This window comes from Schwartzia succinivorans DSM 10502 (assembly GCF_900129225.1).
Classification (GTDB): Bacteria; Bacillota; Negativicutes; order Selenomonadales; family Selenomonadaceae; genus Schwartzia; species Schwartzia succinivorans.
In genome coordinates, this window is record NZ_FQUG01000002.1 from 67,980 (window position 1) to 93,598 (window position 25,619).

Annotated in this window: 8 protein-coding genes; all 8 read left to right on the top strand. The window is 49.1% G+C overall.

What is annotated here, in order from left to right; all coding sequences use genetic code 11:
• The first annotated feature begins 24 nt into the window (after positions 1-24).
• Positions 25-16,803, top strand: coding sequence for a leukotoxin LktA family filamentous adhesin (locus tag BUA83_RS00355; protein WP_072934209.1), 16,779 nt, complete (start codon positions 25-27; stop codon positions 16,801-16,803).
• A gap of 203 nt (positions 16,804-17,006) precedes the next feature.
• Positions 17,007-18,056 carry an ABC transporter substrate-binding protein gene (locus BUA83_RS00360; RefSeq protein ID WP_094756375.1) on the top strand — a complete coding sequence of 350 codons (1,050 nt, stop codon included), beginning with the start codon at positions 17,007-17,009 and terminating at the stop codon, positions 18,054-18,056.
• An 86-nt stretch (positions 18,057-18,142) separates the two neighbouring features.
• Entirely contained in the window at positions 18,143-19,801 is a 1,659-nt protein-coding gene (locus BUA83_RS00365; RefSeq protein ID WP_072934210.1) for an ABC transporter permease, read from the top strand.
• A gap of 14 nt (positions 19,802-19,815) precedes the next feature.
• Positions 19,816-20,877 (top strand): ABC transporter ATP-binding protein, encoded by a 1,062-nt coding sequence (locus BUA83_RS00370; protein WP_072934211.1) that lies wholly within the window; start codon positions 19,816-19,818, stop codon positions 20,875-20,877.
• 175 nt (positions 20,878-21,052) lie between these two features.
• On the top strand, positions 21,053-21,823 hold the full coding sequence (locus tag BUA83_RS00375; RefSeq protein ID WP_072934212.1) for an MlaE family ABC transporter permease: 771 nt from the start codon (positions 21,053-21,055) through the stop codon (positions 21,821-21,823).
• 9 nt (positions 21,824-21,832) lie between these two features.
• The gene (locus BUA83_RS00380) at positions 21,833-22,582 is read left to right on the top strand and encodes an ABC transporter ATP-binding protein (protein ID WP_072934213.1); all 750 of its coding nucleotides are present in this window, start codon (positions 21,833-21,835) and stop codon (positions 22,580-22,582) included.
• Positions 22,579-23,853, top strand: coding sequence for an MlaD family protein (locus BUA83_RS00385; protein ID WP_072934214.1), 1,275 nt, complete (start codon positions 22,579-22,581; stop codon positions 23,851-23,853). The genes BUA83_RS00380 and BUA83_RS00385 overlap by 4 nt, the downstream gene beginning before the upstream one ends.
• A gap of 75 nt (positions 23,854-23,928) precedes the next feature.
• Positions 23,929-25,617, top strand: a complete 1,689-nt coding sequence (locus BUA83_RS00390; protein ID WP_094756376.1) for a TolC family protein — start codon at positions 23,929-23,931, stop codon at positions 25,615-25,617.
• The last annotated feature ends 2 nt before the right edge of the window (positions 25,618-25,619 follow it).

Consider the following 25,619-nt stretch of genomic DNA (forward strand, 5'->3'; position numbering starts at 1 on the left):
GTTGTAAGGAAAGGATAGATCGTCATGTCGGGTTATCTCAGAAAAATACAGCGATACGGGAAATCACATGAGCTTGCGCGCCGCGTTACGTGCGGAATTGCGGCGGCGGGCATTTTCATGCAGCCCTTTATGCTGCAGGCGGTTTATGCCAGCGAAATTCAGAAGGACGGCAGCGCTGCGCCCATAACGGGAACAGATGGTGTTTACTCTATATTCGCAGACAAGGTGAACGGCGATAATGCCGTCAGCGTTTTTTCCAAGTTTGATCTTACTCAGGGCGATATCGCCAACATGTATTTTGGTCTGGATAAAAACGGTAACGCTTCGAATCTTTACAACTTCGTAAATGACCATATAAATATCAATGGTACAGTGAATGCCATACGCGGCGGAAATCTTGGCGGAAATATCTTTTTCATCAGCAGCAACGGAATTACTGTGGGTTCAACAGGCGTAATCAATGCCGGAACAATCAACATGGTAACACCTGTTTCCGGGGATTATTCTTCACTTAAGGGAGATGCGCTTGAGAAGGCGGATTTTGATTTGGGAAGCAGGATGGCAAACGGAATGGTCAGCATAAATCCTGAGGGTACTATTCAGGTTGAAGGCAGACTGAATGCCGTGGATGGCATCCATATGCAGTCGGCGAATATAAATCTTAAGGGGAATGCTCTCGTAGAGACAGGCGTGGTAGATTTTTCAACTCTTGTAAATCTTTCTGATGAGCAGAAAACAGCTGCAGGGTTTGGAAACGGCAGCCTTACGGCGACACAGGCAGGAAACGGAGATATTGTCCTTACTGCAGTGGCTGATGGCGCGACAGGTTCCTTCGCTCACGCGGAGGATTTCTGGGATGTACGCAAGGCGACGGTGACGGCGGACTCGGGAACGCGGATTAACGCTAATGGCGGCACCGGCAAGGGGGATGTGAAAATCTCTGCGACTGCCAAGAACTCCGATATCGGCTGGTATATGGATGAAAACTTTGACATAACGGTTGAGAATCCTCTGGGAAACATTGTTAAGACAGAGGCTTCGATTGACCTTAACGGCAAAATTCATGCAACAAATGCTATTGATGTAAAAGCAACCTCCAGCAATGAGTATAACAGCCTGAACGATACAGCCAAGCTCACTGATATCACAGGAGATATCACCCATCTGGCACACTGGGGCAAGGGCTATAATATCGTAAAGCGTGCCAGTGACATCCTGAACGTGGATGTTATATACAGTCATCTCGAATCAAAGGCGGAGATAAATGTTGGCGCAGATGCGGAGCTGAAGGCAGATGCGGCATTTGACGGTGCAAAGAATGCAGTGAATCTTGAGGCGACAAGCGATACTACAAATGTGGTACAGGCAGCCACAAGCAGCGCAGACACGGCGGTTCTTGCGCCGGGCAGTCTCAGCAAGGACACGCCAATCCCACCGGCAGGTTCGGGCAGGAAAAAAACGACGCACATTGCAGGAGCTGCGGTTGTTTATGGTGGAGCTCACAGCGAGGCGACGGTAAATGTGGACGGTAAGATTGAAGCTGACGGCAGTATAAACGCAAAGGCGAAATCCACTGATGCTGTTGTTGCGAAGTCAAACGCGAACGGTTCAAAGGGAACGAATACCGGTACAGCACCAAAGGTAAATATTTCCATAGTTTACGCGGACGGAACAAATTCTGCTGATGTGACCTTTGGCAAAGGTTCTTCAATCAAAAGCAGTGACGGAAACGTGACTGCAGCGGCAGCCGCGGCGAACAGTATTGATGCGGCGGCAACGGTAACGGCAAATCCCGAGGCACTGGGAAGTACTGCCATCAGTATAATGACCTTTGACAGCGATTCAAAGGTTGACCTTAAGGGAACTGTTGAAGCGAATAATGGTGCGGTAGCGGCCTCTGCTACAAATCAGACTGCCCGTGACAATGTTACTGCTGCAAACGGCATGAACGGAGCAGAGGAAACAAAAACAAAAGAGTTGTCAGGTGAGGCGGAGAAAAACGGTATCGTGGATGAGGAGCGGCTGAAGCCGCTTTTGGACGACGTCGCTGAAATTGCTGATGACATAGATAATAAAATTGACGATACAGCAGGTAATGGGAGCAAGCTATCCCGTATGCTGAAGGAAAAAACAGGCTATGATTCGCTGCTTACCGCCGGGGTAAGTATTGCTGTGGGCGAGCAGGATTTTGACGCGAAGGTAAATGTTGGCAGTGCTGCAGACATCAGCGGCGGAGCCGTTTCCCTAACCGCAAAAGAAGACCTGCAGGATTTTCACATGTCCGCGACAGGCAACATGCAGAATAAAAATTCCAAGGACGAAACGATGATTTCTGCAGACGGCGCTATTCTTATCGGGCTTGTTGACAATAACGCAAGTGTGAATATAGACAGCAGGAACAATGCAGAGCACAGGCACGCGAAAATCACAGCCCTGGGTGCCGGCGGAATAGTCATCAACGCTCAGAGCACACAGGAATACGACCGTCTTGCGGGCCTTTGGGGTGACATAGAGAAGATATATGGAGATTTTGGGAAATTCATTGATGCTGTCAAGGATGACCCCGATGTTCCTCAGGAAAAAAAGGACGACCTCGAATATAAGGTACAAAAATTCGGAGAGGCGGTACAGTATCTTAGAAGCGGAATAAAAAAGAGTACGGGACTGGATGTAGCGGATTACACGGTCTCTGTCTCATCACACCCTACAACTCTTACCGGCGCGGCTTTGACGCTTCTTTCTCTTGCGGCCGGCATAGAGCAGAGTGTGGCAAGTCTCTCACAGGGATACCAGGCTGAAGCTAAAACCATAGTAAAATCCCTTGAGAATCAGGTTCTCATGTTTTTGACTCCTGAAAAATACGCGAATTTCGCGGCATCCAGCGCGGTGGGCACGGCTGCTGAGGGCTCGATAACCGCGGCAGGCTCGTTTAATCTGAACCTTCTTGATAACAATGCAAGGGTTAGTGTAGGAAACGGAGCGGTGCTGACGGCAAATGCCGGACCTGTGGTGATTAATTCCGAGGCAAAACAGACGAATGTCGTTATGAATGGCAAGGCAAATGTCACAGTAAGTCCCGAGGGGCTTATTGATTCAGTGAAAAAGGCAAAGAACGGAGAAGCTTTTGATGTCAAAAATATAATCCAGATGGATAAATCCAATGGAGTCGCCGTAGGCGGCTCTCTTGGTGTGTCCGAACATTCCACAACTAACATCGTTGACATAGGTGCTGATGCGGAAATCACCGGCATGGATGGCCGCAAGACCATTGATACAGGGGAAAAAGATGATGATGACAATCCGATAACGAGGACGGATGAATACAGCGGAATCACAATAAAGGCTGACAATCAGAACATCACCACGGATGTTTCCTACAGCGCGGGTCATGCAGGCAAAGCAGGCTTTGAAGGGCTTTTCTCGTGGATGGGAGGAGAGGCGAAAAATAATATTTCTATTGACGAAACGGCGAAACTTGACTCGCATTCCCAGACTTCAGATTTCAACACGGAAAAACGCGGCATTGATATCGAGGGAGATATGAATGTTGTCGGTACGAATCTCGTCGGAGCCGTAGCATGGAGCAGCGGGGCTGTCTCTATGGGTGCTGCTGACGGAATGTCATGCTATGACATAGATAATATTGTCCATGTAAGGGGCAATCTGAGCATTGACGGCACATCCCACTCAGGCGCGGCGGATTCAGCGCTGGACATAAACGCTCTTACTGACGGAGTAATCAACACTATTACTCTGGCAGGCGCGCTTACCACAACAAAAGAACCTGACAGCAAAGCTAAGGACGCAGGAGAAATTCTGGGGGATGATGAGACTATTCATGGGAATAATGATGAAGAGGGTATTGAGGACAGAATCGATATTGAGCTTCGTGACGTTCAGGATGATGCAAATGAAAATGTAAACGAAGTCAATGAAAATGACAACATAACAAATCCCCGGCAGAACGAAGAAGGAAAAGCAAATGCAAAGCAGGATACAAAAGCTCCGAAGCTTTATCTATCCGGAGCGGGAAGCGCGTCGGTAAATATCATTAACACAAAAACCGAGGCAACGCTTAAAAATGCGAAAGTAACGGCGACAGGCGCTGACGCGGGAGCTTCAGTGCGCGTAAAAGCGGAGGACGCCGCTTTTGTGGGGGCTTGGAGCGGCTCTGCGGCTGTAAACTGGAAGCAGTCTGCAGCAACAAAAGCAGTAGATGAAGCAGGAGAGATAGCAAACAAGGAAACTGAGAATACAAGAGATACAGAGAAGCATGACCTGCTGGAGCAGCCGGACCACGATAAACCCGAGGCACCGGGAGAAGACTATAAGGCAGGAAACGAGGGGCTTGAGAGCTACAGTGTGGCAATGGCCGGCGCCGCGGCCATCAACTCCGCAATACAGACGGTCAATGCAAAGGTAGAAGACACAACCTTCAACCGCCTTGATTCATTGACGAATATCGCACAGAAGGACGGGGCCCTTGTCGCGGCAGGACTTGCCGTGGCAGTAAACAAGGAGCAGGCAGGCTCGAAGGGGGCAGCAGTTGACGCTGCAGGCTCTGCATCGATAAACGTAACGAAGGCTGATATTACGGCGAAGCTTTCGGATATTGAGGTAACTGATAAGACTGACCGCAGGGCCGGGCTTAATAACTATGCCTTTGACAGCGATACTCAGGTTACGGGCGGAGCGAATACCACGTTCCTCATGGGCGGCAAAATGGGTGTCGGGGCAGGAGGCTCTGCAGCTATTGCGGATATTACCAATGACATAACCGCAGAAATGGACTCCGTCACATTGCATAATGAGCAGGAGGCGGATATTTCAAACCTCGCGGCAACAGACCTTACACAGGTTACGACTGCAATCGGTGTAAGCGCATCTGTAGGCGCTGAAATGGGCGCAAACTTCAACGGAGCACTTGCAGGCTCCTTTATAAAGAATAATGATTCTGCGGAAATTATTGATTTGTCTGTGGGAAAAGGCGGACTCATTTCAAATCAGGCGGCTGATACGAATAATCTCAGCAAGCATTTTGACCAGGTAATTCAGGATAACGGCCTTGACCCTGTGGGTGTTACATACAGTGACAATGTTTCGGATAATGCTGCCACAACAGTAGAAAATTCCGTTACCATCAGTACAGATGATAAGAGCAGTACGCTTATTCTTACAGCAGCAATGGATGCTGTAATAAGCACGGGAAAGAAGAGCGTAGGCGGCGCGGGCGCGGCAGCAGTGTCGACCATAGATAACGACAAGCGTGCAGTTATCAAAGATAAAAAGAATAGGACAATCACAGCGGAGTCACTGAAAAACGAGGCATCATCCGATGCGGTTCTCGTAAATATTGCAGGGGGCGCTGCGGTGTCTGCAGGTCCCTTCAGCGGCGCGGGCTCTGCAAGCATACAGTGGACGAGTAATGACGTTACGGCTTCTGTGGAGAACGCGGATATTAACGTTACAGGAAACGATGGCGTACAAATTTCAGCGGAAACAAAGGATGTTGATGTTAATATATCCGGACAGATTTCCGCAGGAAAGAACGCAGCAGGGCTTGCGCTTGCTTATAATCACCTGAACAACAATACTGAGGCATACCTTAAAGGGACGACTCTGAACTTTAAAGAAAATGCCGAAGCTCCTCTGGAGGTTACGGCAAAGGACAGCGGCACGGTGGTTTCCGTGACGGCAGGAGTCGGCGGTGGAAGTACCGCGGCAGTGCAGGGTGCTGTTGCTGTAAATCAGGGCAGAAATAACGTTCTTGCCATCGTGGATGAAGGCAGCAGTGGTAAACGCAGCAGTATCAGCAACGCAAAGAGTATTGATGTATCGGCTAAGGATACAGGTGTAAAGGTCGCTGTGGCAGGAGGCCTTTCGGGCGCAGGCACGGCAGCCGTCGGCGGCGGTGTTGCATACAATGAAATCGGAAGCTGGTTCGCAGATGACGATAAGACGGAGGAGGATGAAAAGCACCAGCAGATAAAGGCGGCTTTGCGCCATACGGATATTGTCAATAATAATACGAATAACGGCGCTGTTTCTGTCATCGCAGAGGACAAGGAAAGAATCGGAACAGCAGCGGCAGGCATCGGCGGCGCGGGAACTGCGGCAGTACAGGGCGCAGCGGCTACTTCTGTTATGGCACGCAATGTCAGGACAGAGGTTCTTGATGTTGATATGAACGCCTCAAAGGACAGTGCAAAGGACTCCCTGACCGCAAAGTCTGAGGCAGACGGAAGCATTTATAATAATGCAATTGTTATCGCAGGCAGCGGTACTGCGTCTGTGGGTGCAGGTGTGTCCGTGAATTATGATGGCACTGATACATCTGCGTCCGTATCGTTGGGTGTGTATAAGGTAACAGACCTTGATGTAGAAGCGGCGTCCAGGGAAAAAATAATGAATATCGGTATTGGAGTTGCAGCGGCGGGAAATGCAGGAATTACGGGCTCTGTGGCGGTCAGCGTACAAACAGGGGATACCGTTGCGCAGCTTGGAGACACTACAGACAGGACAACTGTGAAATCCGATTCAAACGTGGTTGTTGCCGCGCAGAGCGACCGCGCAATAGATGTTATGGCAGGAACGGCAGCCGGTGCAGGAGAGGGTGCAGCAGTCGGGCTTTCCGTCGCTGTCAGCGACATTCAGGGAGATACTAAGGTTATCGTAGAGGGAAAAGAGACGGAAATTTCGGCAAAGGGAGGCCCGGAGGTAAAGCTCAATGATACACTTGAGGATAATCAGCTGATAAAGGATTATTCTTCGGGCGGAGATGCCATAGTTCCGGGCGTGTATATGGACCGTGTGGAAAATACCTATGGCGGGGGCATAATTCTTTCTTCGTCTGCTGCGAATAAGATTGATATCTACAGTGCAAATTCCGGCTTTGCTGCTGTGGGCGGAGCTGTTAACGGAACAGTCAACGTCAGTACAATCGGAGGCTCCACTGTAACAGAAGCGGAGGGAGCAGTTTTTGATGCCGGCACAGGAGATATAAATGTTATTGCCAAGGACTATGCCAATAATTTCACCGCAGGCGGTGTTGCAAATATGGCAGCAGTGGGAGGCAACGTTGGTTTAGGCAGTGCCACTGTTACAATCAACCGCAACACGGAGGCTGCGCTTAGGGGGACGATTGCAGGAAATGACAAAACTGTTCTGAACGCGAACAACGCAAAAGTTCACGCTGACGCAGAATACGGCGCGGCAAATGCGAGCGTCGGAATCGGAATTACAGGAGTTGGCGGCGGAGTCAGCAATGTGGATAATATCACAATGCTTAAAGGACATACTACGGCAGAGCTGTCTGATTTTACGGATATGACTGTCGGTAATAACGTTGATGTTCTTGCTAACCGTGAATCCTACATTCACACAATCGGAATAATGGGCGGTATTGCAGGTCTTGGTGCTAATGTGGGGCTCGGGGTTGATGTTGTTCAGGATAAGGGCAAGGTAGAATCATGGATAAAGAACAGCAGCATTAAGGGCAAAGCAGTAAATGTTGACGCCAAAAATCTTACCGACGACAGCTATCAGATGTTTGCGGTGAACGCGGGAGCAGGAGCAGTCAGCGGTACTGTCAGTGTCGGCAATTTTGACAGCAGTGTTAGCGCGCAGGTGTTAGACAGCACCCTGGGTGAAGAAAATAATAAAATCAAAGACCTTACGGTCAGTGCGGAAAATCAGACGAAGGTCACTCCGAAAAACTGGTCGGGAAGCGCCGGTGCTGTTGCTTTGGGTGCAGGGGTGCAGGTGGCGACTATCGGTTCCAATGCAAAGGCTGCAGTGACGGGAAGTACGGTGCAGAGCAGTGGCGATGTGACAGTAGCCGCAAAGGATGAACGCAAGGCTGACCTCATGCTGGGCAATACGCTGTACGGTGGTGTGTCCGGCGGTCTTAATGTGGGTGTGCTCACGGTCAATCATGCGGTTGCGGATAAATATTCCTATGAGTCTGACGAAGGCGAGACAGCGGATGCAGGGGTGGATCTCGGAGCTGTGTACAAGAGCGCCAATGAGGCCATTGAAGGGAACCGCATGAGTTCGGATTATACCTTCGGATGGACTTCGGATGCTCCAAAGGTCGAAGCAGGCCGCGGTATGGATGCGGGGCAGCAGCCCGGCGGAGTCTACGCGGATGTTTCGGGCAGCAGCATAAACGCAGGCGACGGAGTAAAGGTCACGGCAGACGCGGTGACGAATCTCACGGAGACAAGCGTCAATGCGGCGTTAAGCGGAGCAAACTTCGGCGGCAGCGTAGGTGTTCTTGATGCGGAAAGCAATACGGGCATTAAAGCAAACGGTACAAATATTACGGCAGGTAATGATATTACTTTTGCAAACGGAACAAGCGGAAAATCTGAACTGAATCTTTATATGGGTTCGGCAACGTTAGCCATGAATCTGAACGGAGCCGTGGGTGTTGCCAATTCCTCGGCAAATAATACCATGACTGTGGAAAACAGCGTGTTGAACACCGCGGGAGGGAATATTTCGCTTTCATCCGGTAATGAGGAGGAGCTTGCGATTCATGCCGGAGCAGTCAATGCATCCATGGTTACCGGAGCGATTCAGGTGGCAGATGCGGGCATGAGCGGAGACACGGAAATCTCCATCAGCAATACACGGGCCGAGGCAAGGAAGGACGGAAAGGGCATTTTCGTGACGGCAAAGAACGCGCCCAAGGCAGAGGCAAAGACGGGCATGATGAATGCATCTCTCGGAGCCAGCGGCGGTCTTTCAGTCGTTCATGTTGGCATAGGTGATGAAGACAAGCCTCTTGAGACGAAGCTTGATGTTAAAAACGGAAGCAGCTTTGTCGCGCCTGAGATATCTCTTTTGGCGGAGGCGAACGTTTCCGAGACAGCAATACTTGAATCTATTGCCGGGTCTCTGGGAGAAAATGTTATCACAGATGTGAATCACGTCGACGCCTACAGCAACGTGACGGTAAACGTGGAGGAAGCTGCTTACGGAGCGGAGGAGACAAAGACAGATCTTGATATCAAAGGGAATAATGTTCTGACGCAGGATTCTTCGGCTCAGGGTTATGATGCGGGTCTTTGGGCCTCCTTCAGCAACAATTTCATGAAGACGAAGGATGTACTGAATACCGCGGTTAACGCGAAGGGTGCAAAAAATGGTTCGGTACTTAAAGAAGTATCGGCAGCGGCAGCTTCATCGGTTTCCAACGCTTCAAGGTCGTCCAGCTTCGGAGGCGGTATGCTTGCCGAGGGTGCTGCTGTGCTTAAAAATGATGTCACCGCGGATACAAAAACGAATCTTTCCGGCAGCTGGACAGTGGACGGAGATTTACTTGCATCGGCAGTTAACAAAGAAAATCTGACGCTTAAGGCAGATGCCTCTGCAGCTTCTGTTGTAAATGGCAGCGGTGCGGGATATACAGATACCACGACGGAAAATGCGTCTGTTACAAATACGGCAAAGGTTGATACGACAGGAACCCAAAAATATTCTGCAGGAGTTCAGGCTGATAACACAGAGCATATTCTTGCAAGCGGCTTCGGTGCAATAGGCGGCGTAAATGCGGGCACCATGGATCAGACTCACAAGTACAGCAATCAGGTAAATTTCTCCGGTGCGGAGCTTATTGCTGACGGAGACATAAAGGCAGCTGCGGCCGCAAAGGGAAGCATTGACAGCAAGAACTTCCTTGATGCGGGAGCAGGCGGACTGGAGGTATCTGTCACAGACAGCAGTCTGGATACGGATTTACGGAATGTGGTGAAGGCATCAAATTCCAAATTTAGAACAAATCTTGTAAACAAAGCCGGAGCAGCAGAACAAGGGAACTATACGAATCTGGGTGTACCGGGAGGGGAAATCGATTTCGCAGCATATGATGACATCCGCCTGGCCTCTGACACCATCGCCAAGAGTGAGGGCGTTGTGGCGGGAGTTGCGGTTTCAGACGCGTCAAATAATCTCACGCGCAGCAATGAAGTAAGCCTTAACTCCTCTGCCGTTTCAAGCAGCGGGAATGTGGGTATTTACGCAAACAGAAATATCAACGGAGGAAAGACGGGAACGGAGTTGGAGATCCTCAGCGACTCCTATAACCGCACATTCTTACCGTTTTCATCTTCGGCATCCATAAGCAGCAATGTAAAAAATACAAACAGTGTCGCCATCGACAAAAATTCTACCGTTCAGAGCATCGGAAATATTGCTCTCGCTGCTGACAATGGAAAGGACAGCATAAGTCAGTCCTCGACAGAGTATCGCTGGTTCACCGATTGCGACAGCGAGGGAACGACAAAAATGAACGGAGATGATTCGGGGCTTGGAAAGCCTGAGTATAACAACAGCGTAGTCATAGACGGCTCTGTTACTGCAGGAACACATAACAAGGCAAATGTTGAAATTACAGGGGATGTAAAGATAAGCGGTAATGAGTCTTCCGGCTATAAAGCTGATATGAGCGGAGTCAAAGTCAATGTAAAGGAAGGTTCTGACTGGCTTACCGGCATTGATTTCCAAAAAGGAACTATCACTATTGAGAACGGCTACTATGACCGTTATACGGAGCTTTCTAAAATGCTTCAGACATATACTCCCGGAACAGAGGAGTATAATTCGTACAAAGCGGAGATGGATGCATTGTGCGAGGTCATGGTGCAGGCAGGCTTTGCTGTGAAAAATGGCAGCAGCTATGCTGTGGCTAAGAGCCGTGAGGCAGCAGCTGTTGTTGTGCCCGGTATGACGGTATCCGGCGGAAACGTAGAGATTGAGAGCGGCAAGCTGACCGTTACGGGAAATATCACCGCAAATGGCAGCCCTGAAGTGAAGATTACAAATTCCAGCCCGACGTATCTCTATGTCAACGATGTTGTGGTTGAAACCGCAGGCGGTGATGTGACCTTTAACGGAAAATCCCTGTCAGGAAACGATGTTCCAAATGGAGTAACAGGCAGTAAAAAAATTAAGACTTCTATAGGCAGCGAGGCTTCCGGGGAAATCACGATTTCCAATGTCTGCGGTCCTACTGACCCGCTGAATCAGCCGGATATCGGTATATACGGTAACGTTACAAATAAAGCAGGCGATGTCACTATCTCCAATGACAGATACAACATCTATGTAGATAAGAATGCAACGGTGAGCGGCACTAATATCTACATGAAAGCTGATAACGGCTCGGTTACACAATCGAATCCGAATGGTATTGTCATGATAGGAGCAGACCCGATTGCTCAATATATGCTTGACCATGCCGAGGATATTCAAAAGGCATTGGATAACTGGCTTAGGGCGGGTAAGGCAATACCTGCGTTCAGCACTTATTCTGATTATGTCAATTGGGTTAAATCCTCCAGTGGGCTGAATATTCCTGTGAATGAAAAAGCTTCGGACCCCAGCGCAGGAATTATTGCAAACAACGGTATATTTATCAGCGGCCATGAGGTTAATATCGGAGGTCTTGTTCAGAGCGGCTACGATACATACTCGGTAAAGCTGACGGATGATTCTGTGGCTAAGGTTATTTCTCTGGACAGTGAATGGGCTAAATCCAAGGTGAATCTTTCTGACAGTGATGTGATGTCAGGTACGAAGTATCTTGTTTCTGACAGGGGCGCTTATTATGATGAGAGCGCAAAATGCTACAAGTATCATGTTGGAGTTTATTACAATCCGTCAACGCAGAAGCTCATTGTTGATGATGTGAAAGCATCAGGCGGACAGATATTCATAAACGGTAATGTCGGTTCCACAGGGAACGGACGTATTTTGGCCGCATCCGGCGTGGCGAAGATAGACGTGGATACTACAGCCGTAAGTTACCGCGATCTTGTGCTGAACAATATAACGAACAGCAGCCGCAGCGGATACATCAATATCACAGATACTCTGCAGAACAAGGTGTTTGAGTATTCAAATACGGGAGATGCCGGAGTCAAAGGCAGGAGCTACGATATTGGAAAGACAGCAGGGGCCTGGGAAAATCTCTCAGGAACTGATATGTATCGTTTCAGCCCCAAGAAAAATCTGACATATCAGTGGACGGGAGGCGTATCGGGCCAGACTGTTAAAACGTATGAGTATGTAACCACAGAATGGATAGGCTGCATTGATTATGATTCACCTACTGAAATGACTAAAAATATGCCGGATTCAGAAAAAGAGAAAATACAGACTACCAGCTCTACGAATAATCCGGAAAATGTATTGGATACCAGCAGCTATCTGAAAGAGGGAAGCAACGGCAGCAAAGAATTTGTTATAAGTGGCACATATTCGGAAAATCTTATCGGAACGAGCCCTGTCACTCATGAGGTAGATAAATTCGCTTTGGGCTGGATTTATAAGGAAATCACATCAAGATGGTCAGAGACCTACGGAACGGCATCGTCAACTACCTACAGCGTAAAAGCGGACAATGATGTCAGTGTAGGTTTCCTGAGGGCTGATGTTAACGGGCGTGAAAAGCCTGCCATTGATGTCAATGCAGGAGGTAATCTCATAGTTGACGGAACGATTACATCCGCAACCAAGGACGATTATGCGTTGCTCAGTTCTATGGGAAATATATCCGGAAATGGCACAATAATAACAAACAACCTTATTGCAGGCGCAACAAAAGGCGTAGATTTGACGCAGACCGCGAAAGCTGCCCGGGATTCAGACGGAAACAGTCTGGCTTCGAATATATCGCTCAGCAGTACTTACGGTAAAATCTCTCTTGATTCAAAGAACGGAGATATAACACTTGTAGACGCCAGAGTATCAAAAGACGAACTTGGTTCTGAGATAAATATTCACGCTGCAGACAGCATTTTTGCGAATAATCCTGAGGCACATACTGCTCCGCTTCAGGCGGCGGTTATAAATCTCACAAGTGACCGCGGTTCAATCGGAACAAGGGAAAACGCACTCCGTATAAATGCAGGCTCTAAGGCTCTAAGCGGCAATGCGGCAGATTCCGGTGTCAGCGCTTTGGCGCAGGAAGGAATCTATCTTGAGCAGAGCAGCGGCGACATGCGCGTTAACCACATTGAAAGCAGAAACGGCGATGTTGAGCTGTTTGCTCCGAATGGAAACATCGTAGACGCTTCGGATGCAGAGAGTGTCTCCAATACACCCTCACGCGTGCAGTCATGGATTGATGCAGGACTCATTTCGGCAGAGGATGCTGATGATTCCAAAGCAAAAATTTCCGGAGAAATTCAGGAATCTACAAAGAAGAATCTCGAAATCCGTTTCAGCCAGCTTACGGGAAAGATGGAGAACCGTACTGTTGACGGGTATAAATCCGCGGCTGCGGAATACTCCGATGCAGTAAATTCCGCACGCAGCGCTTATGTTCAGACGCTTCGTTCCAGCGCGGCAGCGGATGCGGATAAAAAAGCAGCAAAGGCTGCCTACGAGAAGGCACAGAAGGAGTTCTTCGACGGGAAGGACTACACGGCGGAAGAGCAGAACGCTATTATAGCGTACTCCGAAGCTGTACGGGACGACGCTGTACAGGCATACGGCTGGACGAAAAATGAGCTCCTGTATGCCATTAAGAGCAGCGTAATCAACAGTGACCCGGGGCGTGTAAGCCTTCTTGATACTGCAAACGTCAAAGGCCGCAATGTAACTCTTCATGCCAAAGGTATCGGAGCGGACAGCGAAATAACCGTCATCAATAAAGCGGATATCAAGAACCATCTGCAGGAGCTTTCCCAGGCTCATATCGGAGGAGTGACGAAAAACTACGACGAAAACGGCGAGCTCGTGAGCATTACGCTGGACAATCGCCAGCCGCTCACCTACGAAGTAGATGAGAGTAATCCGAATAATATGGGAAAAATCACCGTGGATACTGCGGGTCATATTTACCTCGCCACTACCGCAGGAAAAGCTATGCACCTCAGCAGCGATATGGGCACTGATTCACAGAACGTCATGCTTTATGCAGGAAACGGCATAGATTCTACAGGTACTGTCTCAGCTAAGGATCTCTCCATGTATGCAGGGCAGGGAAGTATTGGAAGCAAGGCTGATGCCGTTGATGTAAATGTGGCGGGGACACTTTCAGCTAACAGCGGCGATTCCATATATATTGCGCAGACTGCAGGAGAAAACCTTACACTTCGCGCGCTTGCGGCGGATAATGATATAGAAATCTCCGCTGAAAAGGATATCCTCATGGAGAAGGACGGAGCAGGTTATATCAATGCCGGAAATATGATTTCCCTGGCCTCGGGCAGCGGAAGTATCGGTTCGGATGATTCTGCCGTACGCATTTTGGATAATGGTGTTGTCATAAATGCGGCTGCAAGTGAAGGAAACGCATATACCGCAGGAACGGGGAACAGCGGCGGAAATCTTGTCCTCGGCAAAATTCAGAGTAAAGAGCTTCATGCCTCAAATGATGAAGGAGATATTGTTCTTTCCAAGGGTGAAAAGAAAGCAGATATCAGTCTGAACGGTGACTCATCTATTACCGCAAAAAATCTGAATCTCACCGACGGAAGCATAAAAGAGGAAAAAGGGACACTCAGGCTTGAAGCGGAGAATACAATAGCACAGAAGGATACAGGAAACTCCCGTATATCTACCGGAAAAAATGCAAAGCTGCTGCTGCAGACGGGCAAAGCCTCGGAAGCAGGAGGCAGCATAGACATCGGCGCAATAGCCAACACCTTCGAAAAGGCAGCGGTATGTGCAGCCGACAGTGAAAAAGGCATAGAAGGAAATGTCCGTGTAATATCCAACGCGGAGAACGGGCTTGATGTCACCTTCGGCAACGGTGCGGACACGCTTAAGGTCACAGGCGGAGAAACAGCGAAGCGTATTGATGTCACTGTACAGAACTGTGCGCCAAAGAGCGACCTTACCATCAACGGAAAGCTGGAAACGACGGACAGAGGAATTGCCTTTACAAGCAGCGGAGCTCTCGCTGAAAATGCTGACCTCACCAGTGACAAAAATATGGTGCTGGCGGCCAATGAAAATATTGCCGTCAATGGAGCTCTTACGGCTGAAAACGGAAGCATAGGAATAAAATCGCTGAAAGGAAGCATTGAAGTGACAGGTAAGCTTACGGCTGAAGCGGTAGGCTTGGCTGCACAGAAGGATATCTCCGTCAGCGGCGGTACATCTGCAAATAATATAAAGGCAGAGGCCGAAGGCGATGTTAAGCTCTCAGATATTTCTGCTGTGGAAACTTTGCAGGCGAATGCCGGCAATGATGTGACCGTTTCAAATAGTGGGGCAGATACTCTGCGTGCAGACGCAGGAGGAAATGCATCCATCTCGGGTACTTCTGCCAAAGCCATGCACGTGGATGCAGTCGGTAACGCCGTGCTTTCCGAAACGTCTGCTGATATTATGAATGTGTCAGCAGCAGGAGATGCAGTGCTTTCCAAATCGTCTGCCGATATCATGAATGTGTCAGCCGACGGGAATATAACGCTGAATGCAGAAGTTACGGCAAAAGATACGGCAAATCTTTATGCAGGAAAGTCCGTGGAGATTGGAAGCAGTCTGAACGTCAACGATCTCTACGCGAAGGCAGGAGAGGATATCACCCTCAGGGACGGCGGAAAGACGGTTGCTGAGTCTGCGGCAGGAAACCTTACCCTTGATGCGGGAAAGAATCTTGAGCTTGGCGTTACGACTGTCAGCGCAGGAAAGAATCTTATGCTCAGGGCAGGCAGGGAAGATGCCAAGCTCCGTGCGGCGGGCGTCGGAGAAATCAATCTCACATCTGCGACGGCAGGAGAAAATGCGTCTGTTTACACTAACCGTGGCGCGGCGAATATCGAAACGGTCACTGCCGGGAAAAATATATCCGTTTCAACCGGAAGCGGAGAGCTTAACGTAGGCACTGCAGAATCGTCCCATGGAAATGTCAATCTTTCTACGAGGAGCGGAGAGATAAATGCAGGAGATGTTGAGGCTGTCAATGGCAGTGTTAATCTTTCGACGGTAAGCGGTGCTGTAAACGTCACTGGAGATATAAATGCTGCAGGACGTGCGGTGGTTTCCTCTGTCAGTGGAGCCATTAACGCAGACAGAAGTATTATCGCAGGCAGTATCGACATTACAGGCGGTGGAAACATTAACGCCAAGAGCCTTAACAGCACAGGAGAAACCTTCCTGAGTGCAGGCGGCGGAGATATGACCGTAAATACAATTGACGCGGGAGGTCTTACGGCAATTCATAGAGGAACGGGAAGCATGAACCTTTATGAATCTGCAATACACGGGGACGGTGCAGTTCTTCATATTGGTAATGGAAACGTGAACCTCGGCAAACTCAGTGTTGGGCATGAGATAGACATTGCTCAGCTCGGCAGCGGAGACATCGTCGCAACGGGTGAACTTAAGGCAGGTCAGCGTCTGGAGCTTATGGCGAAAAACGGAAATATGGACCTCAAGGATGTGGACGGCGGCAATCGCCTGATGATTTTGAACTACGGAAAGGATAAAGACACAAAGGCGGACAGACTCCATGCCGACGAGCTCATTACACTTTATGCAATCAATCAGGATTTTGGAACTGTTGAGTCGCCGACGGTGCTTGATATTCTTCTGGCAGGAGATCAGACACGCACGGCAGTCGGCTTATGGCACAGTCCGAAGGACGCAGATTTGATTGAGTTCAACGAGGATGTTCTAAGCGGAGCATATTCCTTCCGCTATGACCTTCTGAAGCTGAATGATCTCATTGATTTCCGTGCCTGGATGCAGAGCATGCCTGAGAACGCGAAGCCGGGCAGCATTCAGATCGCAGCCGCGGAGAATGAGGATGACAACGAGGAGCTTTTGAGAGCCCTTTCGTAAGAAAATTAAGCAGGCAGCCAAAAATTCAACGGTTGTCTGCTTTTTTCGGGTATGAATAAGTGATGGAGTAATTGGAAAAACAGGGATTTCGACTGAACATGATAAATATTTCTTTCGTTATCAGACATTTTTCTTGTTTTGGAGTGCGTGTATGGGTATAATGAATTTAGGTTTAAGTACATAAACTAAAGGGGGATTTTACAATGAAATTCAAAAAGGTTGCTGCTGCATGCCTTACGGGTGCCTGCCTGGTCGGTGCACTGGGATGCGGCGGTGGCGGCGGTGACAAGCCGAAGGCTGACAACAATGCACAGTCGCTGAAGGGCAAGGAGCTTGTTATGTATGTTTCTTTCCATGAGGATACGGCAAAGGAACTTAGCAAGCTGTTCAAGGAGAAGACAGGCTGCGAGGTCAAGTTTATCCGTCTCCCGACCGGTGAGGCTGTGGCCCGTCTCCAGGCTGAGAAGGATGCTCCTAAGGCTGATCTCTGGCTTGGCGGCACGGTTGATGCTCATGAGCTTATGAAGCAGAAGGGTATCACGACTCCGTACAAATCGAAATTCGACGAAAATCTTCCGGAAAAATACCGTGATAAGGAAGGCTTCTGGAAGGGCACATATGTTGAGACTCTTTCCATCGGTGTCAACGAGCAGCGCTTCGAAAAGGAATTCAAGGATAAGGGCCTGAAGATGCCTGAGACTCTTGAGGACCTTCTTAATCCTGCCTATAAGGGCGAAATCATCATGCCGGATCCGGCTAAATCCGGTACGGGTTATACCTTCGTAAGCTCGCTCGTACAGAGCATGGGCGAGGAGAAGGCTCTTGCATATCTCAAACAGCTCAAGGGCTCTGTTGCACAGCTGACTCCGTCGGGCTTCACACCGGCACAGAAATGCGGCGCAGGTGAGTTCCTTATCACTGTGAACTTCCTCTCTGACCAGACTCTGGTAAATAACAAGGGCCAGAAGCTGCATCGCACGGTGTTCAAGGATGCAGGCTGGAGCCTTTGCGGTGTTTCCAAGCTGAAGGGCGGCGCACACAGTGCTGAAGCTGATGCTTTCATCGACTTCATGCTTTCGAAGGAAGCAGGAGACATTTTGGTTAAGACGACAAATGGTATTGCATGCAATCCGAAATCTGCTGTACCGGAAGGTCTGAAACCGTTGAATGAGCTTCCGCTCTTCGATAAATATGACTTCGCACAGGCAGGAAAGGTAAAGGACGAACTGCTTGCTAAGTTTGCAGCTCTTTAATCGCTGCTTTAAGGATTGGTAAGGAGACCGCCGAAGGGACGCTTGGTGCGCTCCTTTGGCGGTTTTTTTGAATATGGGGTGGTAATATGACTGAGTCCGTGAGCCGCGAGAAGAGCGGCTGGGCGGCCGAACTCAAGGTTTTGACGCGCGAACCGCAGATTCTTTTGGTAATCGGGATTTTGTTCGTGCTTTTTGCTTGCTTTATAATTTATCCGTTTATTAAGATTATTCTCGTGCCGTCGGCATCTGACTGGGCGGCAGCCTTTACCGGTAAGGAATTTTATGAGGCCTTTTGGCATACCATGGCATCCTCGCTTTTGGCGACAACCTCTGCGATGGTGCTGGGCTTTATGTATGCCTATGCGATGAATTACACGGAGATGCCGTGTAAAAGATTTTTTCAGGTCGTTGCGCTTTTGCCAACGATGGCTCCGTCGGTTGTGTCAGGTCTTGCTTTTATCATGCTTTTCGGCCGGCGCGGCTTTATTACGTGGAATATTCTCGGTCTTAAGACCGACCTTTACGGCTGGTTCGGTCTTTGGGTTGTTCAGACAATCGCGTTTTTCCCTCTTGCGTATATAACGATTTCGGGCGTACTCAAAGCAATCAGCCCGAATCTTGAGCTGGCTGCTCAGAATCTCGGCGCTCGTGGTTTTTATCTTTTCCGCACTGTAACGCTGAAGCTGGCTACGCCGGGCCTTGCAAGTGCATTTCTTCTTGTAGGCATCAGCAGTCTGGCGGATTTCGGTAATCCTATGCTGGTTGGTGCGAATTATCATGTTCTCGCTACAGAAGCATATGCACAGGTTGTGGGAGCGTGGAACCTCCCGATGGGCGCGGTGCTTTCTGTAGTGCTGGTTGTGCCGACGCTTCTGGTATTCTTCGTTCAGCGGTATTATCTCGAAAAAAATTCCTACGTTACTGTCACCGGAAAGCCTGTATCGGGCCTTAACCGCGTAACGGTAAGTCCTGCTGTACGCTGGATGCTTTTTGGCGTGTGCCTTTTTATCGCGCTGACAATTCTTCTTATTATCGGCGTTGTGTTCATGTTCGCGTTTACAAGAACCTTTGGTTATGACTATACCTTTACAATGGATTATTTCGTAGAGGGTGTTCTCCAGTCGGCATCAATGAAGAACAGCTGGATTGCTTCAATCGCAACAGCAGGAATCACTACGGTTCTTGGCATCCTTTTGGCATTCCTTACACTCCGCCGCCGCTTCCCAGGGCGTGCAGTTCTGGATTTTCTTGCTATGCTCCCTGTATCCCTTCCGGGTACCTTCATCGGTCTTGCTCTCATCATGGCATTTAATTCCGGTGTTGTGGAGCTTACGGGAACACTTACCATTATTATCATAGGTATGACACTGAGACAGCTTCCCGTGGGCTACCGCCAGGCAGTTGCAGGTCTGTCGCAGATTGATAAGTCAATGGAGCAGGCGTCTACAAACCTTGGTGCTGACAGTGCAAGGACCTTTTTCAAAATTGTTGTCCCGATGCTCAAAAACGCGCTATCCATCAGCCTCGTGTATTCCTTCATGAAGTCAATGAATACGCTGTCTACTGTTATCTTCCTGATTTCGCCCGAGTGGAATCTGGCGTCTGTAAATATCATGAGCCTTGCAAATCAGGGCTTTTTGACGGTTGCAAGCGCAACGGCGGTAGGCATGATGCTGACGATTTTCGCGACCTTCGGTCTGGCGAAGCTATTGCTTAGAGACCAGATCAATATCTTCGATTTGTGAGGAGCTGGATATAGATGAGTGAAACAGTGATGGAGCTTAAGCACATCAATAAATTTTTCGGGTCAACCCAGGTAATTCATGATGTGAATTTCAAGGTGCAGAAGGGTGATTTTGTTACCCTGCTTGGGCCTTCGGGCTGTGGTAAAACAACTATTCTCCGAATGATTGCGGGCTTTTACGAGCCGGACAGCGGAGAGATTCATCTGGCAGGGCGCCAGATTGAGCGTGTTCCACCCTACGCCCGTAATACGGCTATGGTTTTTCAGGAGTACGCGCTTTTTCCGCATATGACTGTCTTTGAAAATGTTGCATACGGTCTTCGGGTTCGCCACACAGAGGATTCCGTTGTGAAGAAAAAGGTGGGGGAAGCTCTTGAGCTTATGCAGCTTCTCGGCATGGAGGACCGTTATCCGAATCAGATGTCAGGCGGTCAGCAGCAGCGTGTTGCGGTTGCACGTGCTCTTGTCATGCAGCCTGATGTCCTTCTTCTCGACGAGCCGCTCTCGAATCTCGACGCGAAGCTTCGCGAGTCGGTGCGTGTTGAGCTTAGAAGCATCCAGCAGAAGATGGGGCTTACGACGATTTACGTTACCCATGACCAGCAGGAAGCGCTTTCCATGTCCGATTCGGTTATCGTGCTGCAGAAGGGCTTCCTTCGTCAGCAGGGAAAGCCTCATGAGATTTATTTTGCTCCGCGTACGCCGTTTGTGGCTGACTTCATTGGTACGACCAATCTCATAAAGGTCAACGGAGACGATGCTCTTTTGGTTGGCTATGATGAGGATACTGTTCTTCAGGCAGATGCTGTATGCCCGAAGGGAGAGCATACGCTTTCCATTCGTCCGGAATCAATCCGTCTTTCGGAAAAGCCGTCTCCAAGCGCAACAGATAATATCATGCCTGTGACAGTCGTCCGCAGCATGTTCCTCGGAGAAAAGATGCGTTATTTCGTTCAGGACCGTAAAGGTCAGGAATGGATTGCGGATATCTTTGATCCGGGACGCAAAATTTATGAGGGAGAGGTCTACATGCTCTTTGCGGCAGACCGCACCCATGTAATTGAAGAAGATGATTGATAAATAGAGCCTGTGCATGCGCATGGGCTCTATTTGTTTTTTAATAATTCTATATTTTTGTTTTCGTTTTTATGTTATAGTAATTATGTAAAAACAAAAAATAGTAAACAGGTATTTACTATTTTTCTTTTTGTGTTAAAATCAAAAGGTGACTATAGGAGGAAGCAGGCGCGGTATGGAGCACTTTCTGGAAAAATTAGGCAGCGCTGTAATCAAGTGGCTGCAATATATCGGTGAAGTAGTGCTTCTTTTTGTTGAGACACTGCGCCAGATGAAGAAGCCTCTGCGTATACACCACATGTTCGCGCAGATGGCGCACCTCGGTGTCGATACTCTTCCGATTGTCGGGCTGACACTTCTTTTTACCGGTATGGTTATGACGCTTCAGGTTGCTCACGAATTTATACGGTTTGGCGCGCAGTCAACCATTGGCGGTGTTATTACCATAGCTGTTGGACGTGAGCTTGGACCTGTACTTGTGGGTGTCGTGGCGGCAGGCCGTGTCGGAGCAGCTATAACCGCGGAAATCAGTACGATGAAGGTAACCGAGCAGATTGACGCGCTGCGCGTTATGGCGACAAATCCTGTGGGCTACCTCGTGGTGCCACGCATGCTGGCATGTATGTTCATGGTTCCTGTGCTTACAATCTTCGGAGATTTTATAGGTGTCGTCGGCGGCTGGTTCGTTGCCGTATTCAGGTCAGGAATAAGCTCGTATCTGTACTGGCACTCCATAACGATGTTTGTGGAGGCCTATGATATTACAGGCGGTCTGATAAAGTCCGTTGTTTTTGGCATTATTATTGCGGTTCTCGGCTGTTACTGCGGTCTTAAGGCACCGAACGGTGCAGAGGGTGTCGGTCTTGCGACGACACGGTCGGTGGTCAGCGCTATTATAATGATTTTCTGTGCAAACTGCTTTTTGTCGCTGATTCTATATCAATGAGGCTGAGATATGATACGACTGGTAGATGTGAATAAGTCCTTCGGACAGAAGGAAGTGCTGCGCCACATCAATTTGACAATAAATGATGGTGAGACGCTGGCGCTTATTGGCGGCTCCGGCTCCGGAAAGAGTACTCTGCTCCGGCTGATGATTGGATTGATACAGCCTACAAGCGGAGAAATCTGGATTGATGATGATGAAATATCCCACTATGATGAAGCACAGATGGACAAGGTTCGTGTGCGTATGGGTATGGTATTTCAGTATTCGGCGCTTTTCGATTCAATGACTGTCGGAGACAATGTGGCATTCGGTCTTCGGGAGCATACGGACTATGATGAGGAGAAGATACGTTCAATAGTAAGTGAAAAGCTCGGACTGGTTGGTCTTACCGATGTTGAGGACATGATGCCCAATGAGCTTTCGGGCGGAATGAAGAAGCGTGTGGGACTTGCCCGCGCCATTGCCTTTGAGCCGTCTACTATTTTTTATGATGAGCCGGATTCAGGCCTTGACCCGGTGACAACGGAAAAGATTGACGAGCTTATCATATCAATGCAGAAACGGCTTAACGTAACATCAATTGTTGTCACTCATGATATGGAAACAGCATGCTTTGTCGCTGACCGCATTGCTATGGTCTACGAAGGAGAGCTTATAGCCTGCGCGCCTGTGGATGAATTCAGGCGTATGAAGGATGAACGCATCCGTGCATTTTTGCGCGGCTTGTATATAGGGGATAAGGAGGCGGAAGGATGAGTAATGAGGCGAAGGTAGGCGCGTTTACGCTTGCGGGAATCGTGCTGCTGGCAGGATTTCTGTTCGGTCTTTCGAATTTCCATCTTTTCGGAACGAAAAATTATTCGCTGCACATTGGCTTTACAGAGGTTATCGGGCTGAATCCCAGTGCGGAGGTGCTGTTTGCCGGTGTGTCTGTAGGACGCGTAAAATCCGTTGAAACAGACGGTATGGGTGCTGTGGTAAACGTGGAAATAAAGCCGGAGATAAAAATTCCCCGCGGCTCGAAATTCTCGGTGGGAACAAGCGGTTTTCTCAGTGAGAAGTTCGTCAGTATTTCACCGGGAACCGACAGGGGCGATTACCTCAAGGATGGGGAATACGTATACGGTATAAGTGAAGTCACCATGGATTCAATGATGGCGAACATGAATATGGCAGTTAATAAGATTCATGACCTTCTGGAGTCGGTAAACAACATACTTGGAAATCCAAGGCTGCAGACTTCAATGGTTGAAACTGCCGTTAACATCAAGGATATTACGGCAAATATGCGCGATCTTACGGGTTCGCTTTCGCGTATGGCGGTTAATAGTGAAACTGATATTCAGCAGATGGTAAAAAATTTGAACCGTATGTCCGCAAGCCTTGTGGAGACAGCGGCTGAGGTCGAGGTGCTTGTCAAGAACTTCTCCGGAGACGGAGAGACAGGAGCAAATCTCCGTATGGCAATAGCAAATCTGGCATCAACAAGCGCGCGTATAGAAAATATGGCAAAATCCGTCGAGGGCTTTGTGACGGACCCGCAGACGGCGGAGGATTTGCGTGCTACTCTTCATAATGCCCGCGGAGTATCGGAAAAGGCGAACAATATGCTGGGAGGTCTTTCAAAGGGACATTTTGAGGCAGGACTTGAAGAGATGTACAGCAGCAAAGGCCACGACTGGCAGACGAATTTCGATATGCGACTCTACCCGTCAGCGGACAACTTCTTTCTCCTCGGCGTCAATGACATCGGTGACGGAAACCGGTTCAACGCTCAGGTAGGGAAACAGGGAGGCGCTTTAGGCGTACGTGCCGGAGTTATTGACAGCAAGGTCGGGGTCGGACTTGATGTGGATGCCGGTTCCCGTTGGCGGTTTTCAGTAGATGGATACGATCCCAATCATGCAAAGGTAAAGGCGCGTGTGCGCTTTAAGGTAACAGATAACTGGTCGATATTCAGTCAGATGAATCATGTGAATGACAGCGATCGGAGAGCAACATATTTTGGCATACGTCATGATTTTTAAAGAATAATTTCACATAAAAGTGTTATGATAAAGGCAATCTTTAGCTGATTTGAAGATGCTGGGAGGTATTTTAACGTGAAGAGATATAATTCCAAAAGACTGACTGCTCTTGTTTTGAGCAGTATTTTCAGCCTGACCGTAATGGGAACGGCCTATGCGGAGATTTCCGAGAACTATGTACGCGATGACACGGAGCGTCTTAAATCTACCCGTATAGAGGAAATGAGTGTGCCCCGAACGGCGGCTGTCAATTCCGCGTCCATGGGTAATCCTGCGGTCGTTGACCTGACACTTCTTGAGAGCGTAAGGATGGCCATGAACAATAACAGGACAATAAAGGAAGCGGATACGGATGTTGATTCCGCAAAATGGGCACGTCATGAAGCAAGACGCGCTGCCGGTCCTCAGCTCACATGGGAAGGCTCAGCCCGTAAAATAAAGGGTAAGGCCGGAGACTACATTGATCAGCAGCGTCAGATGGGAAACATTAACTACGACGGAACAAAGAGCTACACGAATTCCTTCTCTGTGGCAATTCCTATTTATACCGGTGGGAAAATTGAGAACAGTATTGCGGCATCAGAATATGGAATTGATGTGGCTGACCTGACTCTGGAAGCAACTAAGCAGAATATCCGCTATCAGACGACGGCGGCTTATTACAACATTCTGCAGAACCGCAATCTGATTCAGGTGCGTCAGGAGGCTGTCGATACACTGGCGGCACATCTGAAAAATGTTAATGCCCAGTACACTGTCGGAACGGTCGCAAAATCCGACCTTCTCCGTTCGCAGGTTGAGCTGGCCAACGCGCAGCAGAATCTTATCAATGCACAGAACAACTACGATATTTCGGTTGCAACCTTTAATAACATAGTCGGGCTGCCGATAAATACTATTGTAAATGCCAGTGATGAGCTCACATATACAAAGTATGAGCTGTCGCTTCCGGCATGTACTGAGTACGCACTCTATCACCGTCCTGACGGACTTGCTGCTGACCGCGGAGTAAAGGCCGCGGAGGCACAGATGAACGCGGCAAAATCCGGATGGCAGCCGTCCCTTACTGCACAGGTTTCCAGAAACCTTGGCGGTGACGGCCCGTTCAAGACAAACGGCAGTGTTGATAACAACAGCACCACCTACGGTGTCGTAGCAACATGGAATATTTTTGACAATGGAATCACTGAGGCACAGGTAGCCCAGAAGAAGGCCGCTCTTAAAAAGGCACAGCAGGAAGCCCTGGCAATGGATGATAAGATTCAGCTTGATGTGCAGACGGCACTCCTGAACCTGCAGGCAGCTGAGAAAAATATCCAGACTACAAAGGTTGCCGTGGATAAAGCCCAGGAGGATTATAAAATCGCTCAGGTACGTTACAGCGCAGGTGTAGGTACAAACCTTGACGTTATGGATGCGGAGCAGGCGCTTATAACGGCACAGACGACGTACATAACGGCGCTTTACAACTACAACACAAGCAAGGCAAGCCTCGATATGGCAATGGGCATCAAGGTTGACCTTGATGTTGCAGGCTATTACAAGAATGGGCTGCCGGGAGATATTCCTGTAAGGGAATCCGCAGATAAAACACAGAACCTTTCGGCATCGGAAGCTGCTATGCCAAAGACACATGCAATACAGCTGCCGCACGCGGAGCGTCCGTCCGAGCATGAAAGCGCAAATGTGGACGTAGCAACAGAGGCTGCGATGGCGGAGGAAGCCGTTGCCGAGGCGGCGGTTTCCGAAACAGAGGAAGGCTGAGG